A 23,037-nucleotide genomic window follows, 5' to 3' on the forward strand; every position below is an offset into this window, starting at 1 on the left:
GCGTTCACGACGTACATCGGGGTCATCACCGACTGGCGCCGGCTCGTCTCCCTCGACCCCGGTGTCGCGCGGGAGCTGCTGCCGGCCGAGTGGAGCGGAACCGAGGCATCCGATCTCTTCGACGAGCTCCACGCCCGGCTCTCCGGTCCCGCCCGCCGCCATGTGGAACGGCTCCGGGTCGGCTGACGCACCGACCCGGAGCCCATCGGCTCAGCCCGAGGCCGACCGCACGATCGTGAACACGGCACCCTCCGGGTCCGCCACGGTCGCCACTCGGCCGGTGGAGCCGTCGCGGGGCTGCCGGAGGACGTACCCGCCCAGGTCCACCACTCGACGGGCGGCCGCGTCGGTGTCGTCGACCTCGAAGTACGTCATCCAATGCGGCCCACGGTCGCGGAGGAGGGCATGGCCGACGCCGTGGAGCGAGGCGACTGGACGGCCGTGCAAGTGCAGCGTCTGGTGGTCGAAGTCGGCGGACACGATCGCCTTCGCCTCGTAGCCGAACACCGTCTGGTAGAACTTGCCGACCGTCGAGGTCTCACGGGTCAACAGCTCGTTCCAGACCGGGGTGCCGTGGGCGCCGGTGAGCGCCGTACCGAGGTGCGCGGCGGCCTGCCAGATCCCGAAGACCGCTCCACCGGGGTCGGCGGCGATGGCCAGTCGTCCCGCCTCGCCCGCGTCGAGCGGCCCGACGGCGACCGTCCCGCCGCAGGAGCGGATCATCTCCGCCGTGGCATCGGCGTCGTCGGTGGCCAGATAGGTCGTCCAGGCCACCGGCAGCAGGCGGTCGGACGGCAGCTGCCCGATACCGGCCACCACCCTCTCGCCGATCGACGCACGGACATACGGACCCAGTTGGTCCGGTCCGGGCGCGAACTCCCAGCCGAACAGATCCGCGTAGAAATCCTCTGTGGTGCTCAGGCCGTGCACGATCAGACTCACCCAGCAAGGTGTTCCGGGCGTGCGCCGGGCGGGAGCCTCGGTCATCGTCACTCTCTCCTCGGACCATCATGGTGGCCGTACGGGGGAACGGGGCCGGTGTGCCGTGGTGCGGCGGGTGGTGAGCGCCCCGTGCAGATGCTCGCACCACCCGGCGTACGACACGGCCCGGCCGCGCCGCACCGTCCGGGATCTCGGTGAAGAGGCCGGAAACATGCGGTACGTCCGGTTCGGTGGTGTGACGGTGTTACGGGCGGGGCCACCCCTGCGCGAGGATGGCACCCATGAAGCCCATCATCACGGCATCGGAATGCGCGAGCGAGATTGCGGGGCCGCGCCCGCCGGTGCTCCTGGACGTACGTTGGCGGCAGGGCGGCCCGCACGGCCGCCCGGACTACGAGGCCGGGCACATCGCGGGGGCGGTCTTCGTCGACCTGGACGCGGATCTCGCCGGTCCCGCGGGCAGCGGCGGACGCCATCCGCTGCCCGATCCGGAGGAGTTCGGCGCGACCATGCGCCGGGCCGGTGTCTCCGCAGACACCCCGGTGGTCGTGTACGACGGCGGTCAGGGGTGGGCGGCGGCCCGCGCCTGGTGGCTGCTGCGGTGGACCGGGCACGAGAACGTCCGGGTGCTGGACGGCGGTCTCGCGGCCTGGGAGGGGGCACTCGACACGGAGCTCCCGGTGCCCGTCGAGGGCGACTTCAAGCCGGTGCCCGGGGCTCTGCCGCTGCTGGACGCCGACGGCGCCGCGGCGCTGGCCCGGTCGGGACTGCTGCTCGACGCGCGGGCCGCTGAGCGCTACCGGGGCGAGGTGGAGCCGATCGACCGGGTGGCCGGCCACATCCCGGGCGCCGTCTCGGCCCCGACCACCGAGAACGTGGAGAAGGGCGGTCGCTTCCTGCCCGCTTCCTCGCTGGCGGCCCGCTTCGCCGGACTCGGCGCCGACCGGGCGTCCGAAGTGGGCGTCTACTGCGGCTCCGGTGTCTCGGGTGCCCATGAGGTACTGGCCCTGGCCGTCGCCGGGATTCCGGCGGCGCTCTACGCGGGCTCCTGGTCCGAATGGACCGCCGACGGAACCCGCCCGGTCGCCACGGGGCCCCAGCCCCTGTGATGCGAGGCGCACCGGCCTGAACGGTGGCAGCGGCCGGGGCGCCTCCCGGCCGCACGCGTCCCCCGGCCCGCAGGCGGGACATACGGCACGGGGGCCCGCACGCTGCGGCGTACGGGCCCCCGTCATCTGCGGTCGCCCCGCTCAGTCCTGTTTCTTCCGGCGCGTGCCGAAGACGATCTCGTCCCAGCTCGGCACCGCGGCCCGACGGCCCGGCCGGACGCCGTCCGCCTCGGCCTGGCGATCCGTGGTCCCGATCAGCCGGTCGCGGTGTCCGGCGACCGCACGCGGCATCAGCACGTCCGCATAGGCGGAACCGGCCCCCGCGGAGGCGGCAGCGGCGGGCGACTCGTCCGCCTCCGGTTCCAGGGCGGCCGGTTCCGGAACGGAGGGCTCGGGCCGCTCCGGGACGACCATGTCGCCGCGGAAGCTGGGAACCGCCTCCAGCAGGCTGGTCAGCGAATCGCGTTCGCCGGCCGAGACGCCGCCTGTGTGCTCGTCGGGGTCGGGCACGGGCGTCGGGGCGGACGGGCGGTCCAGGGAGCGGTCCAGCGGCCGGTCACGGGGCAGCCGGGCGATCCGGGGCACGAACGGGAAGGGCGGCTCGGGCGCGGCGACGTCGTCGGTCTCGCCGATCAGTGAACGTGCCTCGTCGTCCACGGCCTGGACCAAACGGCGCGGCGCGTCGTACGTCCAGCTCGCCGAGTGGGGCTCGCCCGCGACCCGGTAGACCAGCAGGACCTCCCAGGTGCCGTCGTCCCGGCGCCAGGAGTCCCACTGGACGGTCTCCTTGTCGGCGCCGCGCAGCAGCAGCCGCTCCTGCACCGCTTCGCCGAGCAGGGGGCCGGTGTTCTCGCCGGGACGGCGTACGGGGGTCTTCCGGGCGCGTTCGGCCATGAAGGCGCGCTCCGCGAGTACGGGGCCCTCGAAGCGGCGGACACGGTCGACCGGGATCCCGGCGAACTGGGCGACCTCCTCCGCGGAGGCGCCGGCCCGTATGCGCGCCTGGATGTCGCGGGGTCGGAGGTGGCTCTCCACCTCGATCTCGATCTGGCCGAGCCGGGCGCGGTCATTGCGCACGGCGGCTCGCAGCCGCTCGTCGATAGGAAGCGTGTACTCCGTGTTGTCCGCAGCCTTGAGCACCAGTCGTGTGCCGTCGTTGGAGACGGCCACGACACGGAGTTCGGGCATGGGGACCTCCCGGGTGGTGCCTGCCGACGTCACGTGCGTCGCTGCTTCCGCTAGTCGAGTGTGGCCTGCCCGGGTGCAGCCTGCCACAACATTGCCGTGTTGCCCGGTGTGTCGAGCGTGAGCCCTTGACCGCCGGTATGACACGGTGACCCATTGTGCAGCATGAAGCGACTTTTGGTCACATCATGTAGCCGGTCTCCATGCGATGCCGCGGCGCCGCCGGTCGAGTGCCTCCTGGTGGCCCCCTTCTCGAAGATCCCGGACACCCGTGCGGGGATCCGGGCCAGGGCTCGTCACAGTACTCCATTCGGGCCACGTGGGTGGACCGCCGCGCCGCCGAAGTTGTCGCCGACTGTGGCGGTTGAGCTACCCAGTTGGGCGCCGCGTGCCCCTCGCGCGTGTCTTGCTTCACAGAATCTCCCGAAGCGGAACTAATCGCTTCGCTCATATGTCCCTTCCTGATGGATGGTGGGAGAGATGTCAATCAAGGGCTGGAAATGGTGCAGAAGCCGGAAAGTGACACGGATCCCAAGGAAAAGCGCATAGACCTGAGCCTGCCGCAGGTGGCGGGCAGCGCCGTGGCGGCGGTCGCGGCGGCGGTGGCGGCTTCCCAGCTGGGCGTCTACGGGACGATCCTGGGCGCCGGGGTGATGAGCGTCGTCGCCACCTGTGGCGGTTCGGTCTTCCAGCACTTCTTCCGTCGCACGGGGGAGCAGCTCCGTGACGCCACGGTCCAGAAGAAGTATCAGGGCCGGGAGACGGCGGCACACGACCGGGGAACGGGAGGCGCGCGCGCCTCGCGGGGCGAACGGCGCGCGCCGGCCCCGGTTCCCGACGGAGCCGTGGACGCCACGACGGTGCTGCCCGCCGTGGACCCCACGACCGTGCAGCCCGCCGCCGACGCCACGACTGTGCTGCGCGCCGTGGGAGCCGATCAGGACCTCACCCGGTCGACGTCGGCGGAGCCGCTCGACGCGACCCGCCCGCTCGCGGCGGTCCACCCGGGTCGGGCCGGGGTGCTCGACGGAGCGTTCTCCGAGGCCACCACGCACGGCACCCGGCTCCGGGGCTGGAAGCGGTCCGCGGCAGGGGCGGCCGTGGTCTTCGCCGTGGCGATGGCCGGGATCACCACGTACGAACTGGTCTCCGGCGGTGACCTGAGCGGCGGCCGGGGAACCACCGTCGGCTCCGTCGTTCGCGGTGGCGGGCACGACTCCGGAACGGACGATCCCGCGCCGTCGATCAGCACCGACCCGGGCCGGGACCGGGCGCCGGGGGAGAAGAGCGGCCCGACCTCCGGCACGCTCCCGGGCGGCGGACAGAGCCGGGACCCCGGCTCCGGCCAGGGCGGCCGTGCTCCGGTCGACCCGGCACCCAGCCCCACGCGGCCCGGCGGCAGCGGCGACCGGACCGGCCCGTCCCCCGCGGCCACACCCGCCCCGTCGGCCCCCGGCGACGGCGGCGTCGCCCCGCAGCCCACGGGCGCCGGGGAGGCCCCGGCGCAGGGCGGGCAGGCCACCGCCGACACGGACACCGGCCCCTGAGGCCGAGGGGCGGCGCCGTCCGGCGCCGCCCCTTCCGGCGGGCGGAATCCGCTCGGAGCCGGCCACTGGTGCCGCTCCCGGCAACGGTTGCCCGTCGCGGCGCTCGGCACTTCCCCAGGCTCTCGGCCCCACCCGGGCAGGGGAGCCCCCATGGCTCGCCGCGTCGGCCGAAGGCCCGCGCAGCCCTTCCCCGGGCTTTCGGCTTCGTTCGAGCGGGGGAGACCCCGTCCGAGGGCCTCCGGCCGCCGTGCGGTCGCACGCACCGGACGACGCTCCTGCCGGGCGGACATCGCCGGTCACGGCACTACGTAAGGACTGTCCCGTAATCGCTGGCGGGCGCGGCGTCAGCTGCGGCGCCTCGCCGCGTTGTCGGAACGTCCGCATACGTCCAGCATGCGGACGGACCTCCGCCTTGCGATGCGCCGCATCCGACGCCGCGCGCTGATCCACTGGGGATTGCGGGACAGCCCTCAGTCGCCCAGCACCCGGCGCAGATAGGCGTTGCCGAACAACCGGTCCGGGTCCAGCCGGTCACGTACGGCGGTGAACTCGCCGAAGCGCGGGTACGCCTCGGCGAAGTACTCCGCGTCGCGGGTGTGGACCTTGCCCCAGTGCGGGCGTCCGGCATGGGCGGTCATGATCCGCTCGACGGCCGTGAAGTAGGACTGGTAGGGCGTGCCCCGGTACATGTGGACGGCGATGTACGCGCAGTCCCGTCCCGAAGCCGTGGAGAGCGCGATGTCGTCGGCGGGGGCGGTGCGCACCTCCACCGGGAAGCTGATCCGCAGCGGAGAGCGCTCGACCATCGCCCTGACCTCCCGCAGCACCTCCACGGCGGCCTCGCGCGGCACGGCGTACTCCATCTCCACGAAGCGGACCCGGCGGGGACTGGTGAAGACTTGGTAAGGAATGTCGGTGTACGTGCGGGCCGAGAGCGCGCGGCTGGAGACCTTGGCGATCGACGGGATGGCCGCGGGGAACGCCCGGCCGACCGAACAGGCCACCTGGAACACCCCGTTGGAGAGGAGTTCGTCCTCGATCCAGCCGCTGACCTTCCCGGGCGGCGCGGCCGGTCCCGCGCTGCGGTTGTTGCGCTTGGTGCTGCAGTTGCCGGTGTGCGGGAACCAGTAGAACTCGAAGTGCTCGTTCTCGGCGACCAGCCCATCGAAGTCCGCCATGATCCGGTCGAAGCCCATCGGCTCCTCGCGGGCCGTCAGCAGGAAGATCGGCTCGACGGCGAAGGTGATCGCCGTGACGACGCCCAGCGCGCCGAGCCCGATCCGGGCGACGGCGAAGACGTCGGCGTTCTCCTTCTCCGAGCAGGTCAGCACCCGTCCGTCGGCGGTGACCAGTTCGAGGGCGCGGATCTGCGCGGATATCGACCCCGAGTCGCGGCCGGTGCCGTGAGTGCCCGTCGATGTGGCACCCGCGACCGTCTGCTTCATGATGTCGCCCATGTTGGTGAGCGACAGGCCCTCCCGCGCCAGGACGGCGTTCAGCCGCTCCAGCGTGGTGCCGGCCCCGACCGTCACCGTCATCGCCTCGCGGTCGATCTCCCGGATGCCGGTGAGCAGGTCGGGCCGGATCAGCAGACCGTCGGTGGCCGCGACCGAGGTGAAGGAGTGTCCGGAACCGACCGCCTTCACCCGCAGACCGTCCTCGGAGGCCCGGCGCAGCGCCTCGGCCAGCTCGGGCACGGAGGCGGGGGTCACGGCCCGTCGCGGTTGTGCCGTGACGTTCCCCGCCCAGTTACGCCACGCGCTCGTCCTCCGCGCACCGGTTCCGGTCATCTTCCCCACGCCCTCCCGCAGCAGCCGGCACGCTGAGCCGGCGGTACCCCAGGAACGCCACCGCGGCCGCGAGCGCTCCCGCCACGGCGGGCACCGCGTACCCCGTCGCGGCCCCGAAGACGTCGACCGACCAGCCGGCGGCCGAGGAGCCGAGTGCCACGCCGACGGCGAGCCCGGTGCTGGTCCAGGTCATGCCTTCGGTCAGTGCGGTGCGCGGTACGTGCTGTTCCACGAGGGCCATGGTGGTGACCATCGTCGGTGCGATGGCGAGGCCCGCGACGAAGAGCGCCACGGCCAGGAACGGCAGGCTCCCGGCCAGTTGGAGGGGGATCATACTCACGGCCATCGCGCACACCCCCAGCAGCCACCGGACGGACGGCTTCCCGCCCAGCCGCAGCAGCCCGAAGACGGCCCCCGACACGCAGGACCCCAGGGCGTACACGGCCAGGACGAGGCTCGCCGCCGCCTTGTGCCCCTGCTCCTCGGCGAAGGCCACCGTCACCACGTCGATCGCCCCGAAGATCGCCCCGGTCGCCGTGAACGTCACCACGAGCACCCGGAGGCCCGGCGAGCGCAGCGCGGAGCCGCGGGTGTGCTGCTCGCGCGGATGCGGGACCGGTTCGGTGGCACGCTGTGCGGTCAACCAGTACACGCCGACCAGCAGGAACACGGCCGCGAGCAGCGGTCCCGCCTCCGGGAACCAGGACGTGGACAGGCCGATCGAGATGATCGGCCCGAAGATGAAGCACACCTCGTCGACGATCGACTCCCACGAGTACGCGGTGTGCAGCCGCTGCGGAGTGCCGCGGTAGATCTCCGCCCAGCGGGCCCGGATCATCGAACCCACGCTGGGCACGCAGCCGGCGCCCGCCGCGAAGACGAAGAGCGTCCAGTCCGGCATCCGCTGCTGGACGCAGACCAGGAGACCGGCCACCGCCGCGAGCGCGACGAGGGTGGCGGGCCGCAGCACCCGGCGCTGCCCGTGGCGGTCCACGAGCCGGGCGATCTGCGGTCCGATCACCGCCGCCGACATCGCCAGCGTCGCGGAGAGCGCCCCGGCGAGCCCGTAGCGGCCGGTGAGCTGGGAGACCATGGTCACGATGCCGATGCCCATCATGGACAGCGGCATCCGGCCGACGAATCCGGCCGCTGAGAACCCCTTGGTGCCGGGGGCGGCGAAGATCGCGCGGTAGGGACTGGGCAAGGAGGGCTCCGGAGCGGCGTGAGCGAGCGTGGCTGTCGGTGGGCGAGCGTGCCTGTCGCGCATGCATCGTCAATATGGCCGGTACAGCTTATGGCCGGATGACGGGTGGGGAACGGACCGGTACCGGCCGAGTGACCGGAACGGCCGCCGGGCCGTGGCAGGGTTCCCCCGGCGGGCGGTACCGGGCGCATGCCGCGCCGGGCCGGTGCCCGGTGGGACGTCGGTGGAGGCGCCGCCGGAGGCGAGTGGCAGGATCGGAGGCATGTCCGATCTGAGTGACCCCGCTCCCTACGACGCCCTGCTCCTGCTCTCCTTCGGCGGTCCCGAAGGCCCGGACGACGTGGTCCCGTTCCTGGCGAACGTGACCCGCGGCCGCGGCATCCCCGAAGAGCGGCTGAAAGAGGTCGGCAAGCACTACTTCCTGTTCGGGGGCGTCAGCCCGATCAACGCCCAGAACAGGGCACTGCTGGGGGCCCTGCGCGCGGACTTCGCGGAACACGGTCTGAACCTGCCGGTGTACTGGGGCAACCGCAACTGGGCGCCGTACCTCACCGACACCCTGCGCGAGATGGTCGCGGACGGCCGCCGTCGCATCGCCGTCCTCGCCACCAGCGCCTACGCCTCCTACTCCGGCTGCCGGCAGTACCGCGAGAACCTCGCCGAGTCGCTGGCCGCCCTGGAGGCCGAGGGGCTGCCGGTGCCCCGCGTCGACAAGCTTCGGCACTTCTTCAACCACCCCGGGTTCGTACGGCCCATGGTGGACGGCGTCCTCGCCTCCCTGGCCGACCTGCCCGAGGACGTGCGCTCCGGGGCGCACCTGGCCTTCAGCACGCACTCCATCCCGGTCTCCGCCGCCGACACCTCCGGCCCTGTCGAGGGGCACGGCGACGGCGGCGCCTACGTCGCCGCGCATCTCGATGTCGCGCGCCTGATCGTCGACGCGGTGCGCGAGGAGACCGGCGTCGAACACCCCTGGCGGCTCGTCTACCAGTCCCGCAGCGGCGCCCCGCACATCCCGTGGCTGGAACCGGACATCTGCGACCACCTGGAGGACTTGCACGGCGAGGGCGTCCCCGCCGTGGTCATGGCACCCATCGGGTTCGTCTCGGACCACATGGAGGTGCTGTACGACCTCGACACGGAGGCCGCCGCGAAGGCCGCCGAACTCGGGCTCCCGGTCCGCCGGTCCACGACCGTGGGCGCCGACCCGCGGTTCGCGGCGGCCGTGCGCGAACTGGTGCTGGAGCGCGCCGCCACCGAGCGGGGGTGCGCCCCGGAACGCTGCGCCCTGGGCGCGCTCGGCCCGAGCCACGACCTCTGCCCCGTCGGGTGCTGCCCCGCCCGGGCGCCCAAACCCGCCGCCGCGGGCGCCGACAGCCCCAGCTAGTGCCGCATCAGGCAACGTTCGCCCCGTCGCGACGTCCGGCACGCCCTCTCGCTGCACCCACCGAAAACCCGAGTACGTCCAGTATGAGGGTTTCCGGCCGGCACACCGAGAGCACGCACCGGACGCGCTCCTTGACGGGCAAACGTTGCCTGCCGCGGCACTAGTGCGGCACTGGTGCCGTGTCTGTCGAACCGGCGTCGTCCGGCCGGAGGCCGCGCGCCTCGCCCTTGCGGGCGAACGGCGCAATGTGCCGGACAGCGCCGTTCGGAGGGGCCTGTGACGGCGCCGTCGCTCCCGCCTTCCCCGGCCCGGTCCGAGGGGCCCGTCGTGGCCCATGCCGCCCCTGCAACCCCCGTAGTCCGCCGAGAACTGGAGAGCCGTGACCGACCCGACCCTGTCCGAACTGCTCGACCTCGCCCTGGAAGCCGCCCGTCGCGCCGGTGAGCTGCTGCGCGACGGCCGGCCGGCCGATCTGGGGGTGGCCGCGACCAAGTCCAGCCCGGTCGACATCGTCACCGAGATGGACATGGCCGCCGAGAAACTGATCACCGGTTTCCTCGCCGAGCGCCGACCCCGGGACGGCTTCCTCGGCGAGGAGGGCGCGAGCACACCGGGGAGCAGCGGCGTCCGCTGGGTCATCGACCCGCTCGACGGCACCGTGAACTACCTGTACGGCCTGCCCACGTGGGCCGTCTCCATCGCCGCCGAACGGGACGGCCAACGGGTCGTGGGCGTGGTGGAGGCCCCGATGCGCCGTGAGACGTACCGGGCGGTGCTCGGCGGCGGCGCGTATGCCGTCGGCGGGGCGTACGGCGAGAGCACCGCTCTGCGCTGCCGGCCCGCGCCGCCGCTCGACCAGGCACTCGTCTCGACCGGTTTCAACTACGTCGGCGAGGTGCGCGCGCATCAGGCGGAGGTGGCCCGGAAACTGATTCCGCAGTTGCGCGACATCCGGCGCGGCGGCTCCGCGGCCGTGGACCTGTGCGACGTGGCGGCGGGCCGCCTCGACGGCTACTTCGAGCGCGGGCTGCACCCGTGGGACCTGGCGGCCGGCGACCTCATCGCCCGCGAGGCGGGCGCGTACACCGGAGGCCGCCCCGGGCTGCCGGCCGACGGGGATCTGACGGTCGCCGCGACGCCGGGCGTCTTCGAACCGCTGCAGGCTCTCCTGGAGGAGTACGGCGCCTGGCACGACTGAGCCCTGTCCGGCACCTCCCGGTGGGCGCGAGGGCCCGCGAGGGGCTTGGGCGACAGAAGGGCCCCGACCGCCGTGACCCGGCGGCCGGGGCCCTTCCGCGACGGTTCAGGCGCCGGCGGTGCTGATCTTGACGCCGTGCTCGGCGGCGAGACGGTGCAGGTCGTCCAGTTCGCTCTGCTCGACGTCCGCGAGGAACTCGTCGCCTGTCTCCCGAGCCCTTGTGAGGTCGGATTCGGTCGTCCTGATCCGCTGCAGCAGACCTGCGGTGAAAGCGTCCATGATGCGCCCCCTGATCGTGGGTCGGTGGCACGGGGGTGTGCCCGGGGTTTCCCTCCGCACGGTGGCGGTAGGGCGGTGATCACGCGCTCTCCGGGGACGGAGTGGCCTGTGGCACACCACATTCGAGGCGTGATCTCGGGTGTGAATGCGTCCTCCCCGGCCCGAATCTCGAAGAAACCTCAACTGCCGCGGAAATCCGATGAATTCCTCGGTGGTGCTGGGCGGCGAGCGCCGTCTTACCGCCGGTTTATACGCGTTGCGGGCAGGATGGAGCAGCGCATGACCGTATCGATGAGCGCGCCCCTACACGCATCGTGGGCGCGTCGACACGTTCTGCGATTCCCTTGTGAAGTTCCGACTGTGAAGTCTTTGAGGAAGGACAGCGCCGTGCGCGTACTCGTCGTGGAGGACGAGCAGCTGCTCGCCGATGCGGTGGCCACCGGATTGCGCCGAGAGGCCATGGCCGTCGATGTCGTGTACGACGGCGCGGCGGCCGTGGAGCGCATCGAGGTCAACGACTACGACGTCGTGGTGCTGGACCGGGACCTTCCCCTGGTGCACGGCGACGACGTCTGCCGCCGGGTCGTCGAGCTGGGCGTCCCCACGCGGGTGCTCATGCTCACCGCGTCCGGGGACGTGAGCGACCGGGTGGAGGGGCTGGAACTGGGCGCCGACGACTACCTGCCCAAGCCGTTCGCGTTCAGCGAGCTCACCGCCCGCGTGCGGGCCCTGGGCCGGCGCACGACGGTGGCGCTGCCGCCCGTCCTGGAGCGGGCGGGCATCAAGCTGGACCCCAACCGCCGCGAGGTGTTCCGGGGCGGGAGCGAGATCCAGCTCGCGCCGAAGGAGTTCGCCGTGCTGGAGGTCCTGATGCGCAGCGAGGGCGCGGTCGTCTCGGCCGAGCAGCTGCTGGAGAAGGCGTGGGACGAGAACACCGACCCGTTCACCAACGTCGTCCGGGTGACCGTCATGACGCTGCGCCGCAAGCTCGGCGAGCCCCCGGTGATCGTCACCGTGCCCGGCTCCGGCTACCGGATCTGAGCGCCGATGCCCAGCGTCCCGGCGCCCCCGACGGCGCCCCCCAAGCCCACCTGGGAGCCGAAACAGCCGGAGCCGGCCTACTGGCTGCGTCCCACCATCCGCATACGGCTCACCCTGCTCTACGGCGGCATGTTCCTGATCGCGGGCATCCTGCTGCTCTCGATCATCTACATGCTCGCCGCCCAGGCGCTGCACGTGGGCAGCGAGCTGCCGTTCAGGATCGTGAGCGGCCGGATCGTCAGCGACGTGTGCAACTTCGGTACGAACCCCACGCCGGACGCCATCAACGCGGCGATGAACTCCTGCGTCAACCATCAGCGGCAGCAGGCGCTGGACACGCTGCTGAACCGGTCGCTGCTGGCCCTGGTGGGCCTCAGCGTGATCGCGTTCGCCTTCGGCTACGCCATGGCGGGCCGGGTGCTCTCCCCGCTGGGCCGGATCACCCGGACGGCCCGCCGGGTGGCCGGAACGGACCTGTCCCGCCGGATCGAGCTGGACGGCCCGGACGACGAGCTGAAGGAGCTCGCCGACACCTTCGACGAGATGCTCGACCGTCTGGAGCGCGCCTTCACGGCCCAGCAGCGCTTCGTCGGGAACGCGTCGCACGAGCTGCGCACGCCGCTCGCGATCAACCGCACGCTGCTGGAGGTGCACCTCTCCGACCCCCAGGCGCCGCCGGAGCTCAAACAGCTGGGGAAGACGCTGCTGGCCACCAATGAGCGCAGCGAACAGCTGGTGGAGGGCCTGCTGCTGCTCGCCCGCAGCGACAACCAGATCGTCGAGCGCAAGCCGGTCGACCTGGCCGAGGTCGCCTCGCGCGCCATCGACCAGACGCGCGCCGAGGCGGAGGAGCTGGCCGTGGAGATCCGCGGCGAGCGGTCCCCGGTCGTCGTCCAGGGCAACGGCGTTCTGCTGGAGCGGATCGCGTTGAACCTCGTGCAGAACGCCGTGCGCTACAACGTGCCGGAGCACGGCTGGGTGGAGGTCACCACCGCACTGCAGTCCGGGCACGCCGTGCTGGTGGTCTCGAACACGGGGCCGGTGGTACCCGCGTACGAGATCGACAACCTCTTCGAGCCCTTCAGACGGCTGCGTACGGAGCGGACGGGCAGTGACAAGGGGGTCGGTCTCGGACTGTCGATCGCGAGGTCCGTGGCACGCGCTCACGGCGGCCGTATTGTAGCGGAACCCCGTGAGGGAGGTGGCCTTGTGATGCGCGTCTCACTGCCCGTCTGAGTGGACGGGGCATCGCGGGCGGGTCCTGGGTTTTGTTCGCTTTGAGCGGAATTTTCAGGACCTGTGACCAAGGCATCCATGTGTGATCGATCACAGCGTCGAATTTCACCGCGTCAACGCTCCGTGATCGGCGCCCATGAGGGAAATCCCGCAAAAGCCGGGGTTTTCGGGGCCTGATATCACGGGAAGTACACGGGATGGCGCCCGTGAGGCGCCACGCGGGGGCAGTGTACGGTCCCCATCGCCACCCAGGCCGATCACTACCGAGCGGTCCTTTTGGGTGTCGATTGAGTAACAGACCTTGATGTGAGGCAAAATCTCCGCCTCGGGCCGGGCACAAGTCCGGCCTCTCACGCGTTACGTGCGCTGAGACACCGCAGACACCCAGAGGGGGAGAGCGACATGGCAACCGATTACGACACTCCACGCAAGACCGACGACGACGTCGACCAGGACAGTCTCGAAGAGCTCAAGGCGCGCCGGAGCGACAAGACGGCGTCCGCCGTCGACGTCGACGAGTTCGACGCCGCCGAGGGCCTGGAGCTGCCCGGCGCGGACCTGTCCAACGAGGAACTGGCCGTCCGGGTCCTGCCGAAGCAGGCCGACGAGTTCACGTGCATGAGCTGCTTCCTCGTGCACCACAGGAGTCAGCTGGCACGCGAGAAGAACGGCCAGCCGATCTGCCGCGACTGCGACTAGCCGAGTCGGCCGTGACAGGCGACAAACCGTTCCGGAAGCGAAGCTTGCGGCGCAAGAAGTCGTCGGAGGCGAACCAGGGCGGCACAGGCCCGGCGAAGGGCGCGACGGCGCCCGCCGAGCGGGCCGCCCTGTCCCCCTCCCCGGGCGAGCGGTATGACGAGCGAGGCCGAACGGCCTCGCTCGAAGCAGCCGCGGCATCCGAAGCGGTGACCGCGGACGCGGAACACGAAGGAGCCGGACCGGCCCACGGGGCCGGACAGCTCGACAGGAAGGGGCCCGCGAACGGAGCGGGCCGTCTGAGCGTGGTGAAACGGGGTGTGCGCAAGGGTGGAGAGAGCGCCAGAGCCGCGATCGGCCGCATCGTCGACCTGATCATCGAGTCCGCTCCCCGCATCCCCGTACGCGACCTCCCGACGCTGCGCAAGCAGTTCCCGGGCCTCGGGCCCGAAGAGATCGCCGACAAGCTCGTCGCCGGTGCGAGCAGGGCGAGCGCCACCGTCGGCGCCGGTATCGGCGCGGCGGCCATGCTGCCGGTGCCGCCCGCGCTGTTCACGGAACTGACGGCGGAGATCACCGGCGTGGCGGCGATCGAGCTGAAGCTCGTCGCCGAACTGTACGAGGTCTACGGGCTGCGCCCGCCGGGCGGACCCACCCAGCGCTCCGCGGCCTACCTCACGTCGTGGACGGAGGAACGCGGCATCGACATCATCCACCCGGCGACGATCAGCGCCGCGCTCGGCGGACCGGTGAAGCGCGAGCTGCGCCAGCAGATCGTGAAGCGCTCGGCGCGCGATCTGCCGATCCTGATCCCCTTCATGGTCGGTGCCGCCGTCGGCGCGGTGATGAACCGGCGGGACACCCGGAAGCTCGCCGAGAAGATCAGGAAGGACCTGCGCGGGTGTCAGGTTCCCTGGGACCGGCTGCCGGAACTGCCGCCTCTGGAACGGGCGCCCGGCCCACTTCCCGGACCGTCGGAGAACGTGCTCCCGGGATCGCCGGAGGAGCGGGAGAGCTGACCCGCGGCCCAACGGTCCCGTGCCCAGCCCGAGCCCTCTGGCCGGGAGCGGGAAGCCGCGGACCGGACCACCGCGCGGTCCCCGCGGACGGAACCGCCGGAGCCCCGGGTCAGGAACGCGCCGCGCCCAGGGCCGCCACCAGAGCCTCCGGCTCCCGGGTCGAGAGGTAGACGTACGGAGTGGGGTCCTGCGGGTCGGTGACCTCCACCCGCACCGCCGTCGGGATGTAGCTGCGCAGCAGCATGAACGCGCGGGGATCGGCCTTGTGCGAGCGCCACGCGCGCGCCTCCTCGGCCTCCAGCGCCTCGGCCTCGCCCAGCGCCGAGACCGGAATCCGCGCGTCCCCGGCCACCAGGGCGCCGGCCACCACCCGGATCCTGGCCGAGCCGTACGAACTCACCGCGATCGCCGACAGTGCCGTACCGCCCGCCAGACCGGCCAGCAGCGGCACGGTGCCGAGCGGCAGCAGCATCAGCGCGCAGGCGATGCCGACCAGAAGGGCGATGAGCCACCAGGAACGGGGCGCGGTGAGACGTTCGTCGAAGGGCTGGGCCGAAGGCTGCATGCGTCCAAGCTTGGCACGGTGCGCCCCCGCGTCGGCCGCGCGGGTAAGGTCTGCGCCTGTGAGTGGAACATCTGCGGCTCTGAATCCCCCCGCCGACGCGGTGAGACCGGTCCGGCACCCCGAGGCCCCGGCCCCCGGGGAGCTCCTCGGCGCGCACTACGACCACTGTTTCGGCTGCGGTGGGGCGCAGGCACACGGGCTGCACCTTCAGGCACGGGCCGGCGAGGGGGTGCGCGTCACCGCCGAGTTCACCGTGCAGGCGGCCCATCAGGGCGCCCCGGGCCTGGCACACGGAGGCGTCCTGACCACCGCCCTGGACGAGACGCTGGGCTCGCTGAACTGGCTGCTGCGGGTGATCGCGGTGACCGGGCGGCTGGAGACCGACTTCCTGTGCCCGGTGCCGGTGGGCACCGTGCTGTTCCTCGACGCCGAGGTCACCGCCGTGCACGGCCGGAAGATCTTCTCGCGGGCGACCGGTCGGACAGGCGGCCCGGACGGGCCGGTGGCGGTCCGTGCCGAGGCCGTCTTCATCGAGGTGGAGGTCGACCACTTCATCGAGAACGGCCGCCCGGCCGAGATCCGCGCCGCCATGGCCGATCCGGACCAGGTCCGGCGCGCCCGCGCGTTCGAGGTGAACCCCTGATGCGCCGGCCCGTGGACGTGCTGATCCGCCGCGTCGACCCGGAGGTGCCGATCCCGGCCTATGGGCACCCCGGTGACGCCGGAGTCGATCTGGTGACCACCGAGCCCGCCGAGCTCGCCCCCGGCGAGCGGGCGGTGCTGCCCACCGGGGTGTCCATCGCACTGCCCGACGGATACGCCGCGTTCGTGCACCCGCGCTCGGGCCTTGCCGCGCGCTGCGGCGTCGCACTCGTGAATGCCCCGGGGACGGTCGATGCCGGGTACCGTGGAGAGATCAAGGTGATCGTCATCAATCTCGATCCCCGCGAACCCGTGCAGTTCGACCGTTTCGACCGGATCGCTCAGCTGGTCGTGCAGCAGGTCGAGAAGGTGCGCTTCCACGAGGTGACCGAGCTTCCCGGCTCGGCCCGCGGCGAGGGAGGCTTCGGCTCCACCGGAGGCCATGCTTCCGGTGGAGCGGGTGGTGTCGGGGACGGGATCAACCGGGGCGGGAGCAGCTACGCTTCGGTCGTATCCGACCGGGAAGGACAATGACGTGTTCGGACGTCGCAAGAAGAGTGGTTCCGCCGAGGACGTGGCGGACGAAGCGCGCGAGGCCGAGCAGGTCGTCGACGAGCTCGATGGCACCGAAGCGGCCGACGGCCCGCGCCGGGTGAATCTCCCGCCGGCCCCGCGGCCGGACGGACCGTGGGACATCAGCGAGGTCTCCCGGCCCGGCGAGGGACGGGTCGATCTGGGCGGTGTGTTCGTGCCCGGTGTCGAGGGCATGGAACTGCGCGTCGAGGTGGCCGGTGACGCGATCGTCGCCGCGACGGTGGTGCTGCGCGACAGCGCGATCCAGCTCCAGGCGTTCGCCGCCCCCAAGAAGGAGGGCATCTGGGGCGAGGTCCGCGCGGAGATCGCCACGGGCATCACGCAACAGGGCGGGATCATCGACGAGGTCGAGGGCCCGCTGGGCTGGGAGCTTCGCGCCCAGGTCCCCGTACAGCTTCCGGACGGCACGAGCGGTGCGCAGCTGGTGCGCTTCGTCGGCGTCGACGGCCCGCGCTGGTTCCTGCGCGGCGTGATCTCCGGCCAGGGCGCCGTGCAGCCGGAGGCCGCAGGGCTGCTGGAGACGGTCTTCCGGGACACCGTGGTCGTCCGCGGCGAGGGGCCGATGGCACCCCGTGACCCGATCGTCCTCAAGCTTCCCAATGACGCCCAGATGGTGCCCGAGGGCGTCCAGCAGGAGGACCAGGAGACGTCCAGGTTCTCCGGTGGCATGGGTCAGCTCCAGCGCGGCCCGGAGATCACCGAGGTGCGCTGAGCGGTCGGCGTCGTACGGGCCGAGGCCCGGTTCGACCGAGTGCCGGTGGGCCGTCCCCCTTCGAGAGGGGGACGGCCCACCGGCTTTTCCGCGTTCTGGAGGCGAATTCCGGAACCGGGCGCGGAGAACCGTGGGGTGCGAGCCAGGCCCAGGGGGCGCACGAGGGGCGCGCGTCGGGGGCGCGTATGGGACACGTATATGCACCATCAAAGGCCACCCGAACGCCGTAAGGAAGCCATCAACGCACCGGGCAACGGCGTCGGTGCCGGGTTGGCTCAGGGGGTCAGGGAATCCGTACCTCATCCAGGAGCACTCACGATGGCTGATCTGGCCTTCGTCGTCGCCACGATCGCGGTGTTCGCGCTGGTGGCCCTCGTCGCCAAGGGGGTGGCCAGGCTGTGAGCGCAGAGAACGTCGTGGGCCTCGTCGTGGCCGTCGCCCTGCTGGGCTATCTCGTCCTCGCCCTGCTGTACCCGGAGAGGTTCTGAGCCCGATATGAGTCCCGTCCTCTCCGGAGTGCTCCAGGTCCTCGCGCTCATGGTGGCGCTGGGCCTGGTGTACCGCCCCCTGGGCGACTACATGGCCCGTGTCTACTCCTCCCGGAATCATCTCCGGGCCGAGAAGTGGATCTACCGGGCCATCAGCGTGAATCCGGACACCGAGATGCGCTGGCCCGCCTATCTGCGCGGAGTGCTCGCCTTCTCCGCGGTGAGTGTCCTCTTCCTCTACCTCCTCCAGCGGCTCCAGGGCGCTCTGCCCGGATCGCCCGGCTTCGCCTCGATCGATCCGGACCAGGCGTTCAACACCGCCGCGTCCTTCGTCACCAACACCAACTGGCAGTCGTACGCGGGCGAACAGGCCATGGGCCACGTCGTCCAGACCGGCGGCCTCGCGGTGCAGAACTTCGTCTCCGCAGCCGTCGGCATCGCCGTCGCGGTCGCCCTCGTTCGGGGCTTCGCCAGGTCACGCACCGGCGAACTCGGCAACTTCTGGGCCGATCTGGTGCGCGGCACCGTGCGCGTGCTGCTGCCGATCTCCGTGATCGGGGCGCTGGTGCTGGTCGCCTGCGGCGCCATCCAGAACTTCTCCGGCATCCACGAGGTCGGCCAGTTCACGGGCGGCTCGCAGCAGTGGAACGGCGGCGCGGTGGCCTCGCAGGAGGTCATCAAGGAACTGGGCACGAACGGCGGCGGATACTTCAACGCCAACTCGGCCCATCCGTTCGAGAACCCCGGCGGGCTGTCCAACCTCTTCGAGATCTTCCTGATCCTGGTCATCCCGTTCGCGTTGACCCGGGCGTTCGGCCGGATGGTCGGATCGCCGAAACAGGGCTACGCGATCCTGGCGGCGATGGGCACCATCTGGCTGGGCTTCACCACCCTGATGATGTGGACCGAATTCGCCCACCACGGGCCCGCGTTCGACCTCGCGGGCGGGGCGATGGAGGGCAAGGAGACCCGTTTCGGCATCGCGGGGTCGTCGATCTTCGCCGTGGCGACGACGCTCACGTCCACCGGCGCGGTGAACTCCTTCCACTCCTCGTACACCGGGTTCGGCGGCGGTATCGCGCTGCTGGGCATGCAACTCGGCGAGATCGCGCCCGGCGGCGTCGGGTCCGGCCTCTACGGCATGCTGATCATGGCGGTCATCGCGGTGTTCGTCGCGGGACTGATGGTGGGCCGCACCCCCGAGTACCTCGGCAAGAAGATCGGTACCCGCGAGATCAAGCTCGCCGCCTGCTACATCCTCATCACCCCGGCGCTGGTGCTCTGCTTCACCGCCCTGGCGGTCGCCCTGCCCACACCGCCCCACTCGATCCTGAACCCCGGCGCGCACGGGTTCTCCGAGGTGCTGTACGCGTACACCTCGGGCGCCAACAACAATGGTTCGGCGTTCGCCGGGCTGAACGCGAACACGCGGTGGTTCAACACCACGATCGCCCTCGCGATGCTGCTCGGCCGATTCCTGCCGATGGTGTTCGTCCTCGCGCTCGCCGGCTCGCTCGCCGGGCAACGGCCCGTACCGGTGACCGCGGGAACCCTCGCCACGTACAAGCCGCTCTTCAGCGGGCTGCTCGTCGGCACGGTCCTGATCGTCACCGCCCTGACCTACTTCCCGGCGCTCGCGCTGGGGCCGCTGGCCGAGGGGCTGGCGTCATGACCTCCCGTACGAAGCAAGAGGACCCGATGTCCCACGACACTCCGGCCCGGACACCGCGCCGGGACGCACCCACGGGCAAAGGACGTGTCGGCGGGGGGCTGTTCGACCCCCGGCAGATGCTCACGTCCTTCCCGGACGCAGTCCGCAAGCTCGCCCCCCGGTCGATGGCCAAGTCCCCGGTGATGTTCGTGGTGCTGGTCGGTTCGGTGTTCACCACCGTGCTGTCCTGCCTGAATCCGGGCGACTGGTTCGGCTGGGCGATCGCGGCCTGGCTCTGGCTGACCACGATCTTCGCCAATCTGGCGGAAGCGGTCGCCGAAGGGCGCGGCAAGGCTCAGGCCGACACCCTGCGCAAAGCCAAGACCGACACCGTCGCCCGGCGCATCACCGGCGACGGAGAGGAGCGGGTGCCGGGCACCGGATTGCGCGTCGGCGATCTGGTGGTCTGCGAGGCCGGCGACATCATCCCCGGCGACGGAGACGTCGTCGAGGGCGTCGCGAGCGTCGACGAGTCCGCCATCACGGGGGAGTCCGCGCCGGTGATCCGGGAGTCGGGCGGCGATCGCAGCGCCGTCACCGGGGGCACGAAGGTGCTCTCCGACCGCATCGTCATCAAGATCACCACCAAGCCCGGTGAGACCTTCATCGACCGGATGATCTCCCTCGTCGAGGGCGCCGCCCGGCAGAAGACGCCCAACGAACTCGCGCTGAACATCCTGCTCGCGTCCCTCACCATCATCTTCCTGCTCGCCGTCGTCACCCTCCAGCCGTTCGCGATCCACGCCGGACGGCAGCAGTCGATGATCGTGCTGACCGCGCTGCTCGTCTGCCTCATCCCGACGACCATCGGCGCCCTGCTCTCCGCGATCGGCATCGCCGGCATGGACCGGCTGGTGCAGCGCAACGTGCTCGCCATGTCGGGGCGTGCCGTCGAGGCCGCCGGGGACGTCTCGACCCTGCTGCTGGACAAGACCGGCACCATCACCCTCGGCAACCGGCAGGCGGCCGAGTTCGCCCCGGTCAAGGGCACCACCGCGGCCGAACTGGCCGACGCCGCCCAGCTGTCCTCGCTGGCCGACGAGACGCCCGAGGGCCGCTCGATCGTCGTGCTCGCCAAGGAGAAGTACGGCCTGCGGGAGCGCCACCACGGCGAACTGCGACAGGCCACCTGGGTCCCGTTCACCGCGCAGACCCGCATGTCCGGCGTGGACGTCGACGGGCGCGGGGTCCGCAAGGGCGCGACCGGTTCCGTCGTCGGCTGGGTCGGGGCGCGCGGTGGCAGCGTCGCCCCGGACGCGCGGGAGCTCGCCGCCCGGATCTCCGAGGGGGGCGGCACGCCGCTGCTGGTGGCGCTGGAGGACGAACGGGGCGCCCGCGTACTGGGTGTCATCCACCTCAAGGACGTGGTCAAGGAGGGCATGCGGGAGCGGTTCGACGAACTGCGCCGGATGGGCATCCGCACCGTCATGATCACCGGTGACAACCCGCTGACCGCGAAGGCCATCGCCGAGGAGGCGGGTGTCGACGACTTCCTCGCCGAGGCCACGCCCGAGGACAAGATGGCCCTCATCAGGCGGGAGCAGTCCGGCGGCAAGCTCGTGGCGATGACGGGCGACGGCACGAACGACGCGCCGGCGCTGGCCCAGGCGGATGTCGGCGTGGCCATGAACACCGGAACCTCGGCCGCCAAGGAGGCCGGGAACATGGTGGACCTGGACTCCAACCCCACCAAGCTGATCGAGATCGTGGAGATCGGAAAGCAGCTGCTCATCACCCGTGGCGCGCTGACGACGTTCTCCATCGCCAACGACGTCGCGAAGTACTTCGCGATCATCCCGGCGATGTTCGCGGCGGTCTACCCGGGCCTGGACAGGCTCAACATCATGCAGCTGTCCTCGCCGCAGTCCGCGATCCTCTCCGCGGTCGTCTTCAACGCGCTGATCATCGTCGCGCTGGTCCCGCTCGCCCTGCGAGGCGTGCGCTACCGGCCCAGCAGCGCCGACGCGATGCTCCGCCGCAACCTGGGGATCTACGGCCTCGGTGGCCTGGTCGCCCCGTTCCTCGGCATCAAGGCCATCGACATGATCATCTCCCTCGTCCCCGGGCTGCACTGAGCCCTCGCCCCGGGGCCGGGCCCGGCATCCGTCAGCGGCCCGCCCCCGGCCCCCGTCCGCGTGCCGGACCGGGCCTCGTCCCCGGGCCGGGCCGAGCCCCTGCGACCGGGGCGAACCGAAGGTTAGGAATCGGCTGAGCCACCATGAACCAATCCGTAGTGAACACCGCCCGGCTGCTCTGGGCCGGGCTGCGCGCCCTGCTGGTCCTCACCGTCGTCTGCGGCGTCCTCTACCCGCTCGCCGTGACGGTCATCGCCCAGGGCGTCTTCCCTCACCAGGCCAACGGGTCCGAGATCACCGAGAACGGCAGGGTCGTCGGCTCCGCGCTGATCGGACAGCGCTACGACCTGCCGCTGAAGAAGGGGCAGGCCACCGCGGCCCCGGACCTGAGATGGTTCCAGCCCCGTCCCTCCGCCGGCCTCGGCACCAACAGCGTCAACACCCGGTACAAGCTGCTCGTCTCCGGGGCGACCAACCTGGCCGGCGACAATCGGAAGCTCGTCGACCAGGTGAAGGCCGCCAAGGCCGCCGTCGTCAGGGACAACTCCGTCCCCGGCCATCCCGTCGACCCGGCCGATGTGCCGCCCGACGCGGTGACCTCCTCGGGCTCCGGCCTCGACCCGGGCATCTCGCCGGCATACGCGCGCCTCCAGACGCGCCGTGTGGCGGAGCGGAACCACCTCTCCGTCGCCCGGGTGGAGCGGCTGGTCGAGCGGCACACGGAGGAGCGGATCCTCGGCTTCGTCGGGGAGCCGACGGTCAATGTCCTCCAACTCAACATCTCCCTCCGGCAGTTGGCGCATGGGCGCTGAGTGAGGGGGAGGGGGATCGCGTCACCGCCTCCCGGCGGCGGGATCTCCTTCCCCGGCGCACCGGCCGCGGCAATCCGCTCGCCCCCGTCCTCCGGGCCGGATCGTGACGTCCGGGCCGTACGCCGTGATGACGGGCGTTCCGGCGGCCGCCCTGCCCTGGTGGCCGGTGAAACCGGGCGATGGCGACCGTGCCGAGACGGGCGGCCATCGGACTGCCATCGGACAGCCCTCAGGCTCGTGATTTCCGGGTTCTCGCTCATGCTCATCCGCTTTCCTGGTCGCCGCGGCCCTGGTTTCCGTCTTCTCGATCTCCGCCTTCCCGCTTGCGTGTTCTCGTCATTCCTGATGTCTGTTCGGTTTCCCGCCTTTCCGGGGTTTCCTTCCTTTCCCGCGTTGTTCTCTCTCTTGTCGTTCCTACTCATGTATGTGAGTCGGCCGGTTGACGGCTCATCAGTTCCGAAGAGCGGTGGCGGTGAGTTCCACAGCACGCCGATGACGGCATCGGCGCCGGCCTTTTCCGTCTTCGGATCGACATCGGCGAGGTCGTCGCACGTCTTGTGGACGCGGTCCGGATCACCGGTGCTGAAACCTGGCCAAGGAATCCCGGCTTCCTCGGGCGATTCCTGGTCCGAGCCACCGGCCCCGAGGCCGGACGCGGGGATGCCCCGCTCGGCGAGCACGCATCGGGCCCGGTGCCTCCGCGCCCACACGCGCACCGGAGCCGGCCGGAGCGGCGGGGGACCGCGAGCCGCCGGGGCCCGTGTGGTGGCGGTGGAGTCGGCGCCCCGCGGTCGCGGCGGTGGTC

22 protein-coding genes and 1 pseudogene are annotated in these 23,037 nt (G+C 71.5%); 17 read left to right on the forward strand and 6 right to left on the reverse strand.

The annotated features are described in order from the left end of the window. Window positions 1-6 precede the first annotated feature (6 nt). Window positions 7-186: pseudogene (locus tag ACIHCL_RS11710) on the forward strand (PaaX family transcriptional regulator C-terminal domain-containing protein); the annotation flags it as partial. A 24-nt stretch (window positions 187-210) separates the two neighbouring features. Here the strand turns inward: ACIHCL_RS11710 and ACIHCL_RS11715 are convergent. Continuing rightward, window positions 211-987 carry a VOC family protein gene (locus ACIHCL_RS11715; protein WP_399860034.1) on the reverse strand — a complete coding sequence of 259 codons (777 nt, stop codon included), beginning with the start codon at window positions 985-987 and terminating at the stop codon, window positions 211-213. A 236-nt stretch (window positions 988-1,223) separates the two neighbouring features. Between ACIHCL_RS11715 and ACIHCL_RS11720 the strand changes: the two genes are divergently transcribed. Next, a complete protein-coding gene (locus tag ACIHCL_RS11720; RefSeq protein WP_399860036.1) occupies window positions 1,224-2,051 on the forward strand; it encodes a sulfurtransferase in 828 nt (275 codons plus the stop codon). A 141-nt stretch (window positions 2,052-2,192) separates the two neighbouring features. On the opposite strand, the gene sepH is transcribed toward ACIHCL_RS11720, so the two are convergent. Beyond that, window positions 2,193-3,239: a septation protein SepH gene (gene sepH / locus ACIHCL_RS11725; RefSeq protein WP_399860040.1), complete on the reverse strand. Its 1,047-nt coding sequence runs from the start codon at window positions 3,237-3,239 to the stop codon at window positions 2,193-2,195. Window positions 3,240-3,736: 497 nt separating this feature from the next. Here sepH and ACIHCL_RS11730 point away from each other — a divergent pair, with 497 nt between their 5' ends. After that, window positions 3,737-4,783, forward strand: a complete 1,047-nt coding sequence (locus ACIHCL_RS11730; protein WP_399860042.1) for a hypothetical protein — start codon at window positions 3,737-3,739, stop codon at window positions 4,781-4,783. Window positions 4,784-5,253: 470 nt separating this feature from the next. Here the strand turns inward: ACIHCL_RS11730 and ACIHCL_RS11735 are convergent, their stop codons facing one another. Next, complete coding sequence (locus ACIHCL_RS11735) at window positions 5,254-6,573, reverse strand: D-arabinono-1,4-lactone oxidase (protein WP_399860045.1); 1,320 nt, start codon at window positions 6,571-6,573, stop codon at window positions 5,254-5,256. Continuing rightward, window positions 6,533-7,777 (reverse strand): MFS transporter, encoded by a 1,245-nt coding sequence (locus ACIHCL_RS11740; protein WP_399860048.1) that lies wholly within the window; start codon window positions 7,775-7,777, stop codon window positions 6,533-6,535. Before ACIHCL_RS11740 ends, ACIHCL_RS11735 begins: the two co-directional genes overlap by 41 nt. A gap of 262 nt (window positions 7,778-8,039) precedes the next feature. Here ACIHCL_RS11740 and ACIHCL_RS11745 point away from each other — a divergent pair, with 262 nt between their 5' ends. Continuing rightward, window positions 8,040-9,164: a ferrochelatase gene (locus ACIHCL_RS11745; RefSeq protein WP_399860050.1), complete on the forward strand. Its 1,125-nt coding sequence runs from the start codon at window positions 8,040-8,042 to the stop codon at window positions 9,162-9,164. 379 nt (window positions 9,165-9,543) lie between these two features. Next, a complete protein-coding gene (locus ACIHCL_RS11750; protein ID WP_399860053.1) occupies window positions 9,544-10,362 on the forward strand; it encodes an inositol monophosphatase family protein in 819 nt (272 codons plus the stop codon). Between the two features lie 105 nt (window positions 10,363-10,467). On the opposite strand, the gene ACIHCL_RS11755 is transcribed toward ACIHCL_RS11750, so the two are convergent. Continuing rightward, complete coding sequence (locus tag ACIHCL_RS11755; protein ID WP_399860056.1) at window positions 10,468-10,641, reverse strand: hypothetical protein; 174 nt, start codon at window positions 10,639-10,641, stop codon at window positions 10,468-10,470. Between the two features lie 387 nt (window positions 10,642-11,028). Between ACIHCL_RS11755 and ACIHCL_RS11760 the strand changes: the two genes are divergently transcribed. The 4 genes from ACIHCL_RS11760 (at window position 11,029) to ACIHCL_RS11775 (ending at window position 14,633) form a co-directional block, all read left to right on the forward strand. Next, window positions 11,029-11,682 carry a response regulator transcription factor gene (locus tag ACIHCL_RS11760; RefSeq protein ID WP_399860059.1) on the forward strand — a complete coding sequence of 218 codons (654 nt, stop codon included), beginning with the start codon at window positions 11,029-11,031 and terminating at the stop codon, window positions 11,680-11,682. Between the two features lie 6 nt (window positions 11,683-11,688). Beyond that, a complete protein-coding gene (locus tag ACIHCL_RS11765) occupies window positions 11,689-12,918 on the forward strand; it encodes a sensor histidine kinase (protein WP_399860062.1) in 1,230 nt (409 codons plus the stop codon). Window positions 12,919-13,320: 402 nt separating this feature from the next. Next, window positions 13,321-13,617 (forward strand): DUF4193 domain-containing protein, encoded by a 297-nt coding sequence (locus tag ACIHCL_RS11770; RefSeq protein WP_003965732.1) that lies wholly within the window; start codon window positions 13,321-13,323, stop codon window positions 13,615-13,617. Between the two features lie 11 nt (window positions 13,618-13,628). Continuing rightward, complete coding sequence (locus ACIHCL_RS11775) at window positions 13,629-14,633, forward strand: hypothetical protein (protein ID WP_399860064.1); 1,005 nt, start codon at window positions 13,629-13,631, stop codon at window positions 14,631-14,633. 109 nt (window positions 14,634-14,742) lie between these two features. Here the strand turns inward: ACIHCL_RS11775 and ACIHCL_RS11780 are convergent, their stop codons facing one another. Then, complete coding sequence (locus tag ACIHCL_RS11780) at window positions 14,743-15,198, reverse strand: DUF3093 domain-containing protein (protein WP_399860066.1); 456 nt, start codon at window positions 15,196-15,198, stop codon at window positions 14,743-14,745. A gap of 58 nt (window positions 15,199-15,256) precedes the next feature. On the opposite strand from ACIHCL_RS11780, the gene ACIHCL_RS11785 reads away from it, so the two are divergent. The 8 genes from ACIHCL_RS11785 to ACIHCL_RS11820 all read left to right on the forward strand — a co-directional run bounded on the left by ACIHCL_RS11785 (window position 15,257) and on the right by ACIHCL_RS11820 (window position 22,232). After that, window positions 15,257-15,841 carry a PaaI family thioesterase gene (locus tag ACIHCL_RS11785; RefSeq protein WP_399860068.1) on the forward strand — a complete coding sequence of 195 codons (585 nt, stop codon included), beginning with the start codon at window positions 15,257-15,259 and terminating at the stop codon, window positions 15,839-15,841. Next, complete coding sequence (gene dut / locus ACIHCL_RS11790; protein ID WP_399860071.1) at window positions 15,841-16,374, forward strand: dUTP diphosphatase; 534 nt, start codon at window positions 15,841-15,843, stop codon at window positions 16,372-16,374. Before ACIHCL_RS11785 ends, dut begins: the two co-directional genes overlap by 1 nt. 1 nt (window position 16,375) lies before the next feature. Then, a complete protein-coding gene (locus ACIHCL_RS11795; protein WP_399860074.1) occupies window positions 16,376-17,146 on the forward strand; it encodes a DUF3710 domain-containing protein in 771 nt (256 codons plus the stop codon). A gap of 198 nt (window positions 17,147-17,344) precedes the next feature. Then, on the forward strand, window positions 17,345-17,548 hold the full coding sequence (locus ACIHCL_RS11800) for a hypothetical protein (protein WP_399860077.1): 204 nt from the start codon (window positions 17,345-17,347) through the stop codon (window positions 17,546-17,548). Continuing rightward, entirely contained in the window at window positions 17,545-17,634 is a 90-nt protein-coding gene (kdpF, locus tag ACIHCL_RS11805) for a K(+)-transporting ATPase subunit F (protein ID WP_383646317.1), read from the forward strand. The genes ACIHCL_RS11800 and kdpF overlap by 4 nt, the downstream gene beginning before the upstream one ends. 7 nt (window positions 17,635-17,641) lie before the next feature. Next, window positions 17,642-19,306, forward strand: a complete 1,665-nt coding sequence (gene kdpA / locus ACIHCL_RS11810) for a potassium-transporting ATPase subunit KdpA (protein ID WP_399860079.1) — start codon at window positions 17,642-17,644, stop codon at window positions 19,304-19,306. Next, window positions 19,303-21,420, forward strand: coding sequence for a potassium-transporting ATPase subunit KdpB (gene kdpB, locus ACIHCL_RS11815; RefSeq protein ID WP_399860082.1), 2,118 nt, complete (start codon window positions 19,303-19,305; stop codon window positions 21,418-21,420). Before kdpA ends, kdpB begins: the two co-directional genes overlap by 4 nt. Before the next feature lie 143 nt (window positions 21,421-21,563). Then, a complete protein-coding gene (locus ACIHCL_RS11820; protein WP_399860084.1) occupies window positions 21,564-22,232 on the forward strand; it encodes a potassium-transporting ATPase subunit C in 669 nt (222 codons plus the stop codon). Window positions 22,233-23,037 lie beyond the last annotated feature (805 nt).

This window comes from Streptomyces sp. NPDC052042 (assembly GCF_044548345.1).
Classification (GTDB): Bacteria; Actinomycetota; Actinomycetes; order Streptomycetales; family Streptomycetaceae; genus Streptomyces.